The sequence below is a fragment of the Vibrio sp. SG41-7 genome (genome assembly GCF_014164465.1).
In the GTDB taxonomy this organism is placed as follows: domain Bacteria; phylum Pseudomonadota; class Gammaproteobacteria; order Enterobacterales; family Vibrionaceae; genus Vibrio; species Vibrio splendidus.
The window spans coordinates 40223-55276 of record NZ_JACJFF010000024.1 but is presented as its reverse complement, the minus strand read 5'-3'; the positions used below and the strand labels follow the sequence as shown (position 1 = coordinate 55276).

12 protein-coding genes and 1 pseudogene are annotated in these 15054 nt (G+C 44.1%); 2 read left to right on the top strand and 11 right to left on the bottom strand.

The window, feature by feature from the left end:
• The 5 genes and pseudogenes from H5300_RS09125 to H5300_RS09105 form a co-directional block, all read right to left on the bottom strand.
• Positions 1 to 278, bottom strand: a pseudogene (locus H5300_RS09125) (acid phosphatase); the annotation flags it as partial.
• A gap of 287 nt (positions 279 to 565) precedes the next feature.
• Positions 566 to 2119: a hypothetical protein gene (locus H5300_RS09120; protein WP_182795814.1), complete on the bottom strand. Its 1554-nt coding sequence runs from the start codon at positions 2117 to 2119 to the stop codon at positions 566 to 568.
• Between the two features lie 3 nt (positions 2120 to 2122).
• Positions 2123 to 2695, bottom strand: a complete 573-nt coding sequence (locus H5300_RS09115) for a sigma-70 family RNA polymerase sigma factor (protein WP_182795813.1) — start codon at positions 2693 to 2695, stop codon at positions 2123 to 2125.
• Positions 2695 to 4131 carry a hypothetical protein gene (locus H5300_RS09110; protein ID WP_017086349.1) on the bottom strand — a complete coding sequence of 479 codons (1437 nt, stop codon included), beginning with the start codon at positions 4129 to 4131 and terminating at the stop codon, positions 2695 to 2697. Before H5300_RS09110 ends, H5300_RS09115 begins: the two co-directional genes overlap by 1 nt.
• A 2-nt stretch (positions 4132 to 4133) precedes the next feature.
• Positions 4134 to 5426 (bottom strand): serine/threonine-protein kinase, encoded by a 1293-nt coding sequence (locus H5300_RS09105; RefSeq protein ID WP_050546418.1) that lies wholly within the window; start codon positions 5424 to 5426, stop codon positions 4134 to 4136.
• Between the two features lie 344 nt (positions 5427 to 5770).
• On the opposite strand from H5300_RS09105, the gene H5300_RS09100 reads away from it, so the two are divergent.
• On the top strand, positions 5771 to 7012 hold the full coding sequence (locus tag H5300_RS09100) for an NADH:ubiquinone reductase (Na(+)-transporting) subunit B (RefSeq protein WP_065682886.1): 1242 nt from the start codon (positions 5771 to 5773) through the stop codon (positions 7010 to 7012).
• A 92-nt stretch (positions 7013 to 7104) separates the two neighbouring features.
• Here the strand turns inward: H5300_RS09100 and H5300_RS09095 are convergent, their stop codons facing one another.
• From H5300_RS09095 to H5300_RS09075, 5 genes are all read right to left on the bottom strand, one after another.
• Positions 7105 to 7356, bottom strand: coding sequence for a DUF6482 family protein (locus H5300_RS09095; protein ID WP_029224300.1), 252 nt, complete (start codon positions 7354 to 7356; stop codon positions 7105 to 7107).
• Between the two features lie 248 nt (positions 7357 to 7604).
• Positions 7605 to 8198 carry an ECF-type sigma factor gene (locus tag H5300_RS09090; protein WP_182795812.1) on the bottom strand — a complete coding sequence of 198 codons (594 nt, stop codon included), beginning with the start codon at positions 8196 to 8198 and terminating at the stop codon, positions 7605 to 7607.
• A 2-nt stretch (positions 8199 to 8200) separates the two neighbouring features.
• Positions 8201 to 9517, bottom strand: a complete 1317-nt coding sequence (locus H5300_RS09085) for a serine/threonine-protein kinase (protein WP_182795811.1) — start codon at positions 9515 to 9517, stop codon at positions 8201 to 8203.
• A 183-nt stretch (positions 9518 to 9700) separates the two neighbouring features.
• A complete protein-coding gene (gorA, locus tag H5300_RS09080) occupies positions 9701 to 11056 on the bottom strand; it encodes a glutathione-disulfide reductase (protein ID WP_182795810.1) in 1356 nt (451 codons plus the stop codon).
• Between the two features lie 188 nt (positions 11057 to 11244).
• Positions 11245 to 12084, bottom strand: coding sequence for a 23S rRNA (adenine(2030)-N(6))-methyltransferase RlmJ (locus tag H5300_RS09075; protein WP_029224298.1), 840 nt, complete (start codon positions 12082 to 12084; stop codon positions 11245 to 11247).
• 279 nt (positions 12085 to 12363) lie between these two features.
• Here H5300_RS09075 and prlC point away from each other — a divergent pair, with 279 nt between their 5' ends.
• Positions 12364 to 14406 carry an oligopeptidase A gene (gene prlC, locus H5300_RS09070; protein ID WP_102449145.1) on the top strand — a complete coding sequence of 681 codons (2043 nt, stop codon included), beginning with the start codon at positions 12364 to 12366 and terminating at the stop codon, positions 14404 to 14406.
• A gap of 150 nt (positions 14407 to 14556) precedes the next feature.
• Here prlC and asnC read toward each other — a convergent pair whose 3' ends face one another.
• Complete coding sequence (gene asnC, locus H5300_RS09065; RefSeq protein WP_004735550.1) at positions 14557 to 15021, bottom strand: transcriptional regulator AsnC; 465 nt, start codon at positions 15019 to 15021, stop codon at positions 14557 to 14559.
• Positions 15022 to 15054 lie beyond the last annotated feature (33 nt).

The following is a 15054-nucleotide window of genomic DNA, read 5'->3' as shown; positions in this document are numbered from 1 at the left end:
GTTTTATCTTTGATTGCTTTGATAAATACAACGCTGTCCTTGTGGTTGTCTGGTAGAGTGAATTGACCATTCTCATCTGTCTCGACGTCAAGTTTCTTATCAGAAGCATCAAGTTCGAAGTTGCCATCCGTATCAACCCATACTTCAGCATGTTGTAAGTAACCATCAATAGCGGTAATCACCGCACCACGAGCGCTATCACCGCTATCACCGTCTGAACCACCACAGCCTGTTAAGGCGAAAGCCACTGACGCTGCTAGTAAACTAACTTTTTTCATGTAATATCCTTTTTAGCGAGCTCTAGCCAAGCTCTGCTTGTTCCTTGTTCTGGGGTTTATACTATCTGGGCGCATATTTTACTGGGTATCGTTTGTTTTACAACACACGTAAATTCCGAAAAAAGCCACAAAATATATTTGACTTTATTTGCAGGCATCTAGTTTTTCGTCTTTGGTTACAGAGAGGCTGTCGAGGGATATGATCTACGAACTGAGATCGGGTTTACAGCTTAGTTTGAAGCCGACACCTATACATTCAGTACCGGCTTGCAGGCATTATGGAGCTTTTAACCATCCGGGCCTAGGAATCTAACATTGAGTTTGATCTCTTCAACCTTATGACGCCACTCGAGCTTGGGGCGAAGTATGATGCTAAATACTTCGCCATGCTTGAACTCATCAAACTCTAAAAAGTCGACATCGAAGAAGGAATATTGAAGGTGGCCCAGTGGTCGTCCTTCACACTCGATAGGCTCGAAATTTTCGCCGATGGTTTGACCTATGATATCGCCATATACGCCTTGCCCACCAACAGAGTAGTGATTAAACTTGTCGAGTAAATCTTCGCAAATAACTGTTGTATTGTAAGACTGTATATTTAAGTCACCATCCATCTCATCGGGCCAGTCTGGGTTCGTTAATTGGTAATTACCAATATGCATGCCATACCATCCTAAGTAGTAGTGACCGTCGTTAGCCAAGTACATATAGTTGACTGGTGTCAGTTGTAGCGCCTCTAAGCCTGTAATAGTGTTTATGCGTTGCTCTATTTGAGTTTTAGAGGCAACCGTATAAGTTTCATATTCATTGCCCATTTTTACTTGTGTCACATGAGCGGTGGTGAACGTCGGGTGACTTGGATAGGTTTCCAAGATTTTCCAACGCATATCATGGTCAAATATTGACTGAGTGCTAGAGACAATAAGATCATCACCATCAACCTGATAACTCCCTACTATACGCAGTTCATATTCATTCGGGCAGGTGGTTAAGGTGTTCGAAGATGCGAAGAACACTTCATCATTGATAAATTTAAAAGCTTCGCAGTATACCTTTTCATAATTGTAAGTCTTGCCTGAAAATCGATGGTTGGTTTCCAGTCGATACCAAGTTTCACCAATCAAAGGGTGCAAACCATCGTCCTCAAGCCCTGAAGAGATTGAAGGGAGAGAAAAGCGGGTTGTAACCCATGCATTCTCTTCTGAACCATGGTAATTATCTTTGGCTCGAGCAATAAGCTGAGTTGGCGCCTCACCTACTTTTGGGGTGCCTTGGATGCTTGTCTTTTCGCCGAGATTCGAAACTGAGAACTTCGGGTGATTAACGGCGACTTGTGTCGTCAGTAGGTCATCATCAGGATCTTCAAATAGTCCTGTAATATCAACCGAGTGGTTAATCGGAGAGTTTTCCGTTAAGGGCCATTGATTGATTTCGTGTTGAATACTCTGCTGGATCGCTGAGTTTACTCGTGGTTTCTGATTGCGGTCTGTTCGTTCGCCTTCATTTGACACAATCAACGTTTGAGTAACAGTGTCAATTGGTTTGAATTCTTCTCGTAAAAACTCAGGCTCCCCGGAGGCAGTCAATGCAGAGGTAGCCACGACCTTGAGCGTCTGTTTTGGTTTACTTTCAATGAAAGCCTTTATGGATGCTTCTGAATCATTCGATGGAGTGGAAGCAGCCTCGTTTGAGCCAGTCCTAGAGGACGCCGGGTCGGATAACGATGACTTGGTTTCTTTTAACAATGACTGAGTGGACGGTTCTTGTGAAGCTAACCATGATGGAAGCCCAAACAAACTACTACACCCAACTAACACAACAAGATATACACGTTTTTTCATGCGTTATACCAATTTGCTCTGTAGCCAATAGCGAGAGAACTTGAGATCTTTCTCAATCAGACTTTCACTACACTCTAGGAGCTCGCTAATCTCTCTATTTTTCATACCCATCAAGTACTTGAGCTTGAAGGCTTGAGACTGTCGTGGATAATGAATACTGAAGTTATCTATCGCTTTATCCATGATCATTAATTGCTCGAACCTATCGTCTTGGCTGTCGCTCAGTATGGTTATCTGTTGGCGTTTTTTTGCCTGAAGGTGGCGAGCATTATCGATTAAAATCTGGCGCATCACTTTTGCAACCATAAGGAAAAAGTCTTTTTTATTTTTGATCGATTGAAGGTCAGATGAGGAGATCTTCAGGTAAGCGTCATGAATCAAAGCAGTCGTGCTGTTCATGCTGTCGCTCAGTACTTGATTATCAGTACCATATTTTTGGGCGCTGCGAGACCGTTCTTGTTGAGCAATGTGTCTTAGTTGTAAGTAAGCGAATTGATATAAATCGGTTTCGGCACTTTTATCGCCGGATTGCCATTGTTGGATGATTTGTGTGATATCTGGAGTTGCAGTTGCCATTAGCTGTTAGACCTCACCTTGGTAAATTCAGAAACTGATAGGGTGCTGATATTATGGGATTTATCAGGGTTTAGTGAAATTTTTTGTTTGAATCTATAGAGTATGCCTTGGTCCCAATCTTGACCTGCAGGTAAATATTCCCATGCGGTGAAATGCTGCTGTGGTACTGAGTCATACCAACGCACGGTGACATTCATCTGGGCAAGAGAAGTTGTAGGCTCTGGGTTCGTCAGCCACCACATATCTCCAAATTTTTCTGTAACCTCTTGCGTGTATTGCTGGTGGTTTGTTGAGCATGTCTCAGTGTCGCTTGGGCCAAGAAAAATGCGTTTATCTTTGATGAGTAGGCACTCATTTATGATGTCGGCTTGTTGATATTGAGTATGTTGCCAAACACCTTCATAAGGGATGTGATTACCGCGATCATTGGTGTAGGTAAACCAAATCATCTCAGCTTTGTTTGAGTGACGGATGTGTTCTTTCTGTCCCAAACCTTGGGTTTTTTCCATCAATAGCTCAGTTTCGGTATCAAAATCCAATGCAACGGTACGGTACTTCCAGTCCCCTTCATCGTTGTAGTCTTCAATTGAGAATCCACTCAAATCATGGCGTGTGCAGCCTTTTTGAGCGCAACTGGTAAAGCCTGTCCAACCATCGCTGTTGGATAATGGCTCGCGAATGATCTTCTGGGGTGTCTGGTAAGGGCGTAGGTTACATCCGTTAAAATAGTCGCCGGTTCCTGGGAACTGAATGAGTTCTGTGTCTGTGATTTGGTAACTAAGCTCTCCAATCGGACCTTTGTATTTTGGATTAGTGTGATGAGCTAAGTCGTAAAAGCAGGCGCGTCCGGCATAGTCTTTCTTAGCAATAATAATATTATGAAGCACTTTGTCTTTCGGAGAAAAAATGATTTCCTCTGAGGCGAAGTTATTCTTGATGTATTCTTGGCTCTGGTTGAGGTGTCTTGCAGCTTCTTTGACTGAAACAAGATCAATGCCTAATTCTTGAGCATCTAAGTAGCTTAAGTCGAGATTTTTGAGCTTCTTTTGAAACTCTACGTCAGATAAAACTTTACTCGCTAAGATGATTTCATCGCGGTGTTCTGGAGTATCATCAAGCGATAGAAGTAAACGAGTCATGTTGATGCTGCGGCTTGGACGAGTTGACGAGAGGGTTGGTGTTATTACCTCCTGGCCAGAAAGCGTTGTCAGCAAGTAACCCGAATTGTCGGTGCCAATAAAAAAGCTGACGATATCACCTGAATTGTATTGGAATGCCCCTTTATCAGTGGTGCCCGAAAGATTGGAGCTGGTTTCGTAGTAAAGCCCTGATACTGGGGAATCAATAAAATACCCGGTGAGAGGTTCGCTACCATTAGCACGAATGTAAAGACTTGTTGAATAGAGAGTTATCAGTAGGAGAAGTATTTTTTTCATAATTAATTATTGGATGACTTTTCTTTATTTTTGTTAATCACGGACTTTTCAGGTGATGGCGTCAGCATGGCTAATAGCATTTTTTGTTTAACGTCTTTGGGTAAATCAGGGTTTGATAATATCCGACGTCTAGTGAGTTCAAGCATCGTGCCTACTGACATTTTTGCTGCATCACTGCCTTTGGCATGAAACAGCAGGCTCGTCACTTCATACATCATCTCTTCCGCGACTAGCTTTTCTTTTTGTAGCTGCACATTCTTATGGAATATCGCTGTTGAAAATGTGGCGCCTGACAGAAGTAATAGAATCGTTAGAGCACTCTGCACCGGGCGTCGCTTTAAGAGCTTTGCTAATGAATAGAGCGGCTGCTTCTCTCTCAAAGAAATGGGGCGGAACTCTAAGATACGTACTATATCTTGGCGCAATTCACTTACGCTGGCATAGCGACGATAAGGTTCGTGGTTTGTCGCTTTTTCTACAATTAGATTAATATCTAAGTTTGAAGAAGAGTCAAAAATCAATGCTAGAACCTTACCCAGTGAGTAAATATCACTTTGTTGAGTTAAGAAGTGACCTGCAATCTGCTCTGGGCTGGCATAGGCCTTGCTGTAGGCTGTTAGTATGGAGGCATCTGAGCTTTGGTGGGGTGCAGGTTGTTTGACCTTTTGGGTTAGATTGAAGTCGAGAATCTTAGGTGAACCCAAAGGGTCAATTAAGATATTTTCAGGCTTGAGATCAGCATGCAGTACTTGTTTCTGATGGGCATGTTCAATTGCTGAACAAATTTCTTTAAATAAACTGAGCTTTTGTTTTTCACTGAAAGAACGATTCTGTAAGTACAGAGAAAGTGTTTCCCCTTCAACCCGTTCCATCACAATGTAGACCGACTCTTCGTAGACTCCGCCGTCAAACACTTTGGCTATACATGGATGGTTTAAATGTGCGAGTAATTGCGCTTCTTGGAATAGAGCATGCTTACCTAAAATATGTGTAAGAGCTGGCTGTATGAATTTGATCGCTAAGTCTTGTTCAAAGGTCCTATCTGCTCGACTGGCTGAGTAGACAACTCCCATACCACCGCGACCGAGCTCATGAGATATATAGTATTTATCGACTAAGGTGTCGGTGAGGCTAAGTTCGGATCCTGTTGCTTGTTGTGCGTGAAAGCCGAGCAGTGATGTTATCTGCTCTGAGGATACTTCGTTAATGAGAGGAAGTATTTGCTGATATAAGCTGGGTTGTTCTTGCTCTAGTCGCTCTAGATAGAGACTTTTTTCCGCGTCGGAGAGATCCATGAGGTGATAAAAGACCTCAGTGGAACCACTGCTTTTATTTTGCACAACTGATCTTTTTTATGTTTTTTATTATGCGCGCATTCTATAAGAATTTTAGATGCTTTTTCGATATTTTTATCAATTGCATATGAAAAAATGAGCTAACTAGTCGCATTTTTGAGAAATTTTCAGGGAAAAACGATGTGTGATCTTCTCCCCAAAGTTTGGTTCTTGATTATTTCTCAGAGACTCATGGCAAATAGTTGGTTAAAGGTCCGCTTTATGAAGGTGGACTATGCAAATTGCTCTCTAACCTTATTTGTTTCGTATTGCCATTGACTCACATAAAATGAGGTTATAAAGATATGAAATTGAATAAGTGGTTAGAGGGCGTATCCCCTCAATTCGAAGCGGGTGGTAAGTATGAAAAATGGTATCCAGTGTATGAAGCGTTCGCCACCATATTTTATACGCCTGGCAACGTAAACCGAGGTCAGACCCATGTTAGAGACAGTATCGATCTCAAACGAATCATGATCCTGGTGTGGCTAGCGACCTTTCCCGCGATGTTTTGGGGGATGTATAACGTCGGACACCAAAGCTTCCTCGCATTAACGTCCAGTTATCAACTTAACGAACTTACCTCTGTTATTGAAAGCAGCTGGCGCTTGTCATGGGCATTTGGTGATGCGCAGTCATTGATAGCAAGTGGCTGGGCAAGTCAGATGTTGCTTGGTGCACTCTATTTTCTACCTGTTTATGCCACAGTGTTTGTTGTGGGTGGCTTCTGGGAGGTCTTGTTTGCAGTCGTTCGCAAGCACGAAGTTAATGAAGGCTTCTTTGTTAGCTCGGTGCTGTTTGCACTAATCCTCCCGCCAACCATTCCGCTCTGGCAAGCCGCATTAGGTATCACTTTTGGTATAGTTGTCGCCAAAGAGCTGTTCGGTGGTACAGGACGAAACTTCCTTAACCCTGCACTAGCAGGCCGCGCGTTTCTCTACTTCGCTTATCCAGCCAACATGTCGGGTGGGCTTGTGTGGGTTGCCGCTGACGGCTATTCAGGCGCGACACCACTGAGTCAATGGTATGAGGGTGGCAGTACTTCGCTTATCAATAATATGACTGGCGAGGCGATCACCTGGATGGATGCGTTTATCGGTAATATACCGGGCTCGATGGGTGAGGTGTCGTCACTGCTTATCATGTTGACGGGGCTGATTCTGATTGCCATGAAGATAGCCTCTTGGCGCATTGTTGCGGGTGTGATTATCGGCCTTGTGGCGACCTCTAGTTTGATGAATTGGATCGGATCCGAAACCAACTCGATGTTTTCTATGCCGTTCTACTGGCACTTTGTGTTGGGTGGCGTTGCCTTTGGTACTTTCTTTATGGCGACCGACCCAGTTTCTGCTGCTTTTACCAATCAGAGTAAATGGGCTTACGGGATTCTTATCGGTGTGATGACGGTTGGTATTCGCGTGCTCAACCCTGCTTATCCAGAGGGCATCATGCTAGCTATCTTGTTCGCCAACCTCTTCGCCCCACTGTTCGATTTTATTGTGAAAGAGCAAAACATCAAACGCAGACAGAAGCGGACATTGCGTTGATTTAAATGAATAAAAGGGAAAGTGATTCCCATAAGAAAGGCTTACATTGATGTAAGCCTTTTAATTTTTATCGCGATTGATTTGAAGTTGATTTAACTCCACTTCAAATCAATCTCGAACGGTTGGGTGTGGCCACAATGCTCACCACACATTTCGTCGTAGGCACTGTTGTGAACCAGCATTGCCGACGCCACGCCTTGGTCGCTAAAGTGGTCGCGTGCTTGGTTAACACTCAAAAACTTCATTGGGTGCTGGTGGTCGTCTTTAATTAATTGCTTTTGCTCGCCAACGATTTGGTAAGCCAAGTAGATCCCGCCTTCAAATGACTCAATTAGTAGATTCATCACAAACTCCATTGCTGTTCTAGATAGGTTTTGGTTTTTGTATCTACGTTGATGGTTGTTTGAAGGTTCATGTGCGCTAGAAATGAAAAAACCAAAAGCACAGCTTCTGGTTTATCTAGTTGTCATCGGATCAACAGCGAGGTCGGTTAATTTTTGTAGCAACGCCAAAGCCTTGAATCATTTCGTCAACTCATATTATCTTCATCTCACAAGACGCGAAATTAGAGTGAAATCCCGTAAATTTAATGTCAATAGGTTTGGGTTTGGTGTGCGTTTATTTTCCTCGTTAACCAGAAGCGAGAAAATTTTAAGTTTTTTTCAATTAAGCTATCGCTACAGGTTAGAAGTTGGCTAATTTCTTGAGTTTGAAGACCCATAAGGTATTTCAACTTGAACGCTTTTGATTGTCTTGGGTAGTTTAGAGTGAAGTGATCAACCGCTTTATCCATAATGATTAGTTGTTCGAAATGCACTTGTTCTGGATGGTTCATGGATGTAGGTTGTTGGCGTTTTTGTGCCTGTTGACGTCGAGCATTATCGATGAGTATTTGTCGCATTATTTTTGTTGCCAGCAATAAAAAATCGCGAGTGTTTTTTATTGATTGAGTGTCAGCAGAAGAGAGCTTGAGGTAAGCATCGTGAACCAAAGCCGTTGTATTATTGATACTATTCCAAGATACCCAACAGCTTTGTTCATGCTTGGTTGTACTCCGTTTTCGCTCCTGTTGGGCGAGTGTGTAAAGGTGTGAGTAAGCGAAATGATAGAGTTTTTGTTCAGCCCCTTTATAGCCTGCTTTCCAATCGCTCACGATCGATTCGATGTCGGTTAGTTGGTTACTCATATTTAGCAGTTTCCTTTTTTTGATTCTGAGCGAACAGCCTGCGGGGTGATTATTTGTAATAGCTTCGCCTTTGTTTTTGTTGGTATGTCTGGGTCTCCTAAAACAGCTTTGTGCGTATGCTTGAGTACCGCATTGATTGATGCTTTCGTTTTATGGCTTTCCTTTATTTGAGAAAGTGTCCGGACAAATTGTTTTGTGACTCTCTCTGATGCTCGTTTTTCTATTTGAAGCTGTTGGCTTTTTTTAATTAAAGGCGCGTAGAGCCCTACACCACATGAGATAAGTACTGCAGACAAAGCACATTGAATTGGATGGCGCTGGCATAGTTTCAGGGCGGAGTAGAATGGTTGATCTTGATGTGCTGTGATCGGACGGCAAGCGAGCAGCTGCTTGATGTCGTTGTATAATTCATTGGTGCTCGAATAGCGCAGTAAGGCGTGGCGTCGTGTTGCCTTTTGAATTATGCAGCGAAGGTCACCCTGACTTATCGGTAGTTTAGGAAACATGAAAGTTAAGATCTTTCCTAGAGCGTAAATGTCACATTGGACAGTGGGTGGGCTTCCGTTGATTTGCTCTGGGCTAGCGTAGTCATGGCTGTAGGCATTGATTGTGATTGGGAAAGCAGATAATTGGTCACTGATTCCTCTCATTAAATTAAAGTCGAGTATCTTCGGGTGACCTTCACAATCGATTAATATATTTTCTGGCTTTAAATCGGTATGCAGAACTTGGTGTTTGTGTGCGTGTGAGATAGCAGCGCATATCTTTAAAAATAGATTGAGCTTCTTTGTTTTGTTTAATGCATACGTAGCAAGGTATTCACTAAGGGTACAACCTTTTATGTGTTCCATTACAATATAAACAGAACCTTCATGCGTCCCTCCATCCATCACTTTGGTTATATATGGATGGTTCAACGTCGCAAGTGCTTGGGCTTCATGAAATAAGTATTCTTTATCTATGAGGTGAGACAGTGTTGGCTGAATGAGTTTTATGGCAAGATTTTGATGAAATGTCTTGTCCACTCGAGTCGCCGCATAGACAACACCAATACCTCCACGACCTATTTCGTAAGACAGGCGGTACTTATCAATGTATGTATCAGAATAAGTCGCTTTTTTGTTTGTAGCTTGGAGGGCACCCAGACCAAATAAATGTGTAATAGGCTCTAGCTCTGAGGTGCAGATAAAGGGATAAATCTTGTCATATAGATCGACTTGGTGTGCTTTTAATTCTTTTAGATATTTTGTTTTTTCTGCCTCAGATAGATCCAATAATTGATAAAAAAGATCGGTGATGCGGGTGTTGGCTACTGACATTATCACTTGTTCAAGAATTACTATGAACGGGATTCTATAAGCACGAACTATAGATTTTGCTGAGATTTGACAATCTTTTATAATTTTTTATATATCAGTACGTTGTGCGTTCTTTTTTTGTTCAAGCTGGTTAATAAAAAGCAGGCCTAAGCCTGCTTCTTTCTTCAATCTTATGATTTGCGATTAACGCATGGTAACAAATTCTTCGCTGCCAGTTGGGTGAATCGCCACAACAGAGTCGAAATCTGCTTTGGTTGCGCCCATCTTCATTGCAACGCCGAAGCCTTGAATCATTTCATCAACAGTGAAACCGATGCCGTGTAGGCCAACTACAGTCTCTTCTTCGCCAGCACATACTAGCTTCATCTTACAAGGTTGACGGTGCTGAGTGACTGCAGTGTACATTGCAGTAAAACCAGACGTGTATACCTTGATGTTGTCTTTGCCGTATTGCTCTTCAGCTTCTTGAGTCGTTAGACCAATGGTGCCGATAGGTGGGTGGCTGAATACAACAGTAGGAACGAGCGTGTAGTCCATCTTTGCGTTTGTTTGACCGTTGAATAGACGCTCAGAAAGCTGACGACCGGCTTTAACAGCAACAGGTGTTAGTTCGATGCCGCCTTCCATGATGTCGCCAACACAGTAGATGCCAGGAACGTTGGTTGCTTGGAATTCGTCTACTTTGATGTAGCCACGGTCGTTAGTTACAACACCCGTTGATGCTAGGTTGATAGCGTCAGTCGCTGGGTGGCGGCCGATAGCCCAGATTAGGTGGTCAACGTTTTGAGTGTTGCCGTTCTCTAGGTGCAGAGTCAGCGTGCCGTCTGCTTCTTTCACTACTTCTTTAGGAACTGAGTGCGTATGAAGTGTTGGGCCTTCCGCTTCCATTACTTCAACCAGTGTCTCAACGATCATTGGGTCGAAGCTGCGAAGTGGTGACTCTTTACGACAGAACAAGTGTGTCTCTGTGCCAAGTGCACTTAGTACGCCTGCGATTTCTACTGCGATGTAGCCTGCGCCGATTACAGCAACACGCTTAGGTTGCTCCATCAGGTCGAAGAACCCGTTTGAGTCGATACCGTGCTCTGCGCCAGGGATGTTTGGAATGGTTGGACGACCACCTACTGCGATCAGGATGTGATCTGCGGTGTAGTGTTCACCGTTAACTTCAACGGTCTTTTCGTCAACAAACTTAGCAAAGCCTTTGATTACGTTTATTTTGTTGTTACCAAGAACACGATCGTAAGATTGGTGGATACGACCAATGTACGCTTGACGGTTTTCAACCAGTTTGCCCCAGTTGAAGCCTTTTACGTCAACGTCGAAGCCGTAGTCTTTTGAATATAGGTTGATTGCTTCAGCAACTTGAGCACCGTGCCACATAACCTTTTTAGGAACACAACCAACGTTTACACAAGTACCACCAAGGTCTTGAGCTTCGATAAGTGCAACTTTTGCACCGTGCATTGCTGCGCGGTTAGCTGATGCGATGCCGCCTGAACCGCCGCCGATACAGATGTAATCAAAATGAGTCGCCATTACTTTCTCCATTTATTGAAGGTTGTGGGTACAGTGAGCGCACTGAACACCTACGTCCTATAGATTCTTAAATTGTCTAATTATTATATTGAGGGCAGATCGGTTGAACTCAATCTCCCTGTTTAAAATTTATTCGTGTACGTCACAGTCTGCTGAGTATTCGTCAGACGATGACGTTAAGTTCGAGATTACTCGGGTACGATCCACTCTACTTTGAAGTGACCGGTTGCCGGCGCAATTGCTTCCTTCAAGAATGGAAGAATTTCGTTCATTTGGCTTTCTAGCTTCCAAGGTGGGTTGATAACAATCATGCCTGATGCCGTCATACCACGCTCGTTGGTGTCTGGTGATACGCCAAGTTCGATTTGTAGAATCTTGTTGATGCCTAAGCCTTCAAGGCCTTCGATCATATCTTCGATATCACAGCGATTTACTACTGGGTACCAAATTGCGTAGATACCAGTTGCCCAGCGCTTATGGCTTTGAGCAATCGCAGTCACAACATCACGATACTCTTTTGCCAGCTCGTAAGGTGGGTCGATAAGAACCAAACCACGACGTTCTTTAGGTGGCAGACTGCCTTTTAGGCGTTGGAAGCCATCTTCTTTGTAGATAGATACCTGACGATCGCGGTGGAACTCTTGCTCAAGCAGAGGGTGATCGGCTGGGTGAAGTTCGGTTAATACCATGCGGTCTTGATCACGCAGGTGTGCACGTGCAACACGTGGTGAACCTGGGTAGAAACGCAGTTTTTCGCCATTGTTGAGTGCAGAGATAGACTCAAGGTAGCTTTGAATGTCTTCAGGAAGTTCTGTTTGTGCCCAGACGCGTGCAATACCTTGTTTGTATTCGCCCGTTTTTTCAGACCATTCATGCGTTAAGTCGTAACGACCTACACCAGAGTGAGTGTCATGGTAAACAAAAGGCTTATCCTTTTGTTTCAAAGAATTAAGAATAAGGCTCTGTACGATATGCTTTACTACGTCGGCATGGTTGCCCGCGTGGAAGCTGTGGCGATAACTTAACAAATTAAACTCTCGTAACACTCTCGAATTAGAGTGTGGTTAGTGTAGGTGGGGTTAGTTTGACTATTATAACCCCCAATGGACCATAAATTCTCGAACAATTCAGGAACAGTCGCTAGCAATATGCAGTTAGTTATTGGTTCTACTATTGAAATTTGCCTTGTTGGGCACTATCTAATAACTATTCGCAGGTGATTTTTTAGGGCGACCCTGAGCCTGATGACTGTAAGACGACCTCATTACAAAAAAGACGAAAGTCTCTAAAGCCAAAGGAATGTTTATATGTCTAATCCGCTATTAACCTTCACGGACTTACCTCCGTTTTCACAGATCAAACCTGAGCACGTTAAGCCAGCGGTTGAGCAAGTGATTGAAGAGTGTCGCAACAAGATAGAACAAGTACTTGAAGGTAATACTTCACCAAGCTGGGACAACCTCGTTGCTCCAATTGATGAAGTGGATGATCGTTTAGGCCGTATTTGGTCACCTGTAAGCCATATGAATTCTGTGATGAACAGCGACGAACTGCGTGACGCTTATGAGAGCTGCCTGCCTGTACTTTCTGAGTACGGCACGTGGGTCGGCCAACACAAAGGTTTGTTCGAAGCGTATAAAGCGATCAAGGCGAGCGAAGCATTCTCGGCATTAAACCAAGCTCAACAAAAAACCATCACTGACGCACTGCGTGATTTTGAATTATCAGGCATTGGCTTACCCGCAGACGAACAGCATCGCTACGGTGAGATCAGCAAGCGCCAGTCTGAGCTAGGTTCTCAATTCTCAAATAACGTGCTTGATGCAACCATGGGTTGGAGCAAGCAGATCACAGACGTAGCTGAACTGGCCGGTATGCCTGAATCAGCACTGGCGGCAGCACAAGCCGCGGCAGAAGCTAAAGAGCAGGAAGGTTACCTACTGACTCTGGATATCCCATCATACCTACCGGTGATGACGTACTGTGATAACCAAGAACTACGTAAAGAGCTTTACGAAGCTTACGTAACGCGCGCTTCAGATCGCGGTCCAAATGCTGGCAAGTGGGACAACACTGAGATCATCACAGAGCAACTTAAGCTGCGTCACGAGATCGCACGCATGCTTGGCTTTAGCACTTACAGCGAAAAATCTTTGTCGACTAAGATGGCAGAAACGCCAGACCAAGTACTTGGTTTCCTTAACGACCTAGCAGTAAAAGCCAAACCACAAGGTGAGCGCGAAGTAGAAGAGCTACGTCAGTTTGCTGAGAAAGAGTTTGGTGTCTCTGAGCTAAACCTGTGGGACATCGCTTACTACAGCGAGAAACAAAAACAGAACTTGTTCGAGATCTCTGATGAAGAGCTTCGTCCATACTTCCCTGAGTCGAACGCGGTTTCTGGCTTGTTCGAAGTACTGAACCGTGTGTTTGGTATGTCGGTGACTGAGCGTGAAGGTGTGGATACATGGCATGATTCAGTGCGCTTCTTCGACATCTTTGATGCGACAGGAACATTGCGCGGTAGCTTCTACCTAGATCTATACGCACGTGAACACAAACGTGGCGGCGCTTGGATGGATGACTGTCGCGGTCGTCGCATTACTCAATCTGGCGAGTTACAAACGCCTGTTGCTTACCTAACGTGTAACTTCAACAAGCCAGTCGGTGATAAGCCTGCGCTATTTACTCACGATGAAGTGGTTACCTTATTCCACGAATTCGGCCACGGTATTCACCATATGTTAACGCAAGTTGATGCGGGTGCTGTGTCAGGTATCAATGGCGTGCCTTGGGATGCAGTGGAGCTACCAAGTCAGTTCCTCGAAAACTGGTGTTGGGAAGAGGAGGCGCTGTCGTTCATCTCTGGTCACTTTGAAACCGGTGAAGCGTTACCGAAAGAGATGCTAGAGAAGATGCTAGCGGCGAAGAACTTCCAGTCAGCGATGTTTATCCTGCGTCAGCTAGAGCTTGGTTTGTTCGATTTCACGCTACACACTGAATACGATCCAGAAGTCGGTGCTCGCGTACTCGAAACGCTAGCGGATGTTAAGTCTAAGGTATCGGTACTGCCAAGCCTAGATTGGAACCGATTCTCACACAGCTTTGGTCACATCTTTGCTGGTGGCTACAGTGCAGGCTATTACAGCTACCTGTGGGCAGAAGTATTGTCTGCAGATGCGTTCTCTGCATTTGAAGAAGAAGGTATCTTCAATACTGAAACGGGTAATCGCTTCCTGAACAACATCCTTGAGATGGGTGGCAGTGAAGAGCCAATGGAGCTGTTCAAACGCTTCCGTGGTCGTGAGCCTCAAATCGACGCGATGCTGCGTCATGCGGGTATTCAAGCTTAGGTTTGTGATTACCTTATTGCTAGCTGCATAGCTTATATTAGGTAACAGAGCTTAGATTCGAGACGACATAAGCTAGATAGATTAAAGGCTGAACATTGCGTTCAGCCTTTTCTTTTTGGGACACCCCAAAGAACCTAGTTCGTATGTGAGCTAGGGATTCACATTGCGATTGATAGGGTTTTGCAGCGAAATTAGTGTCTCTGTCGACTGAACCTCGTCAATCGCCTGCAATTTATCAATCAGTACGAACTGCAGCTCTTCGATCGACTTACACATCAGCTTTACAAAAATATTGTAAGCACCGGTGGTGTAGTACGCCTCGACTACTTCATCTAAAGCATTCAGCTTCGCAATGGCCGAGTGGTAGTCGCGGGCTGCGTTAAGGTTAATACCAATAAAGCAGCATACGTCGTAGCCTAGCTTTTTGGTGTTTACCACAACTTCTGTTCGCTCAATAATGTCTGCTGATCTCATCTTTTCGATGCGAACGTGAATCGTCGCAGGGCTGACATCGAACTGCTTTGCCATTTCAGCATAAGGAGTACGTGCATCTTCCATCAAAGTTTTGAGAATGGCACGGTCTAGATCATCTAGACGAGCTGTAGTTGTGGACATGCATAATCCTTAGATTGAATGAAAAACATACCG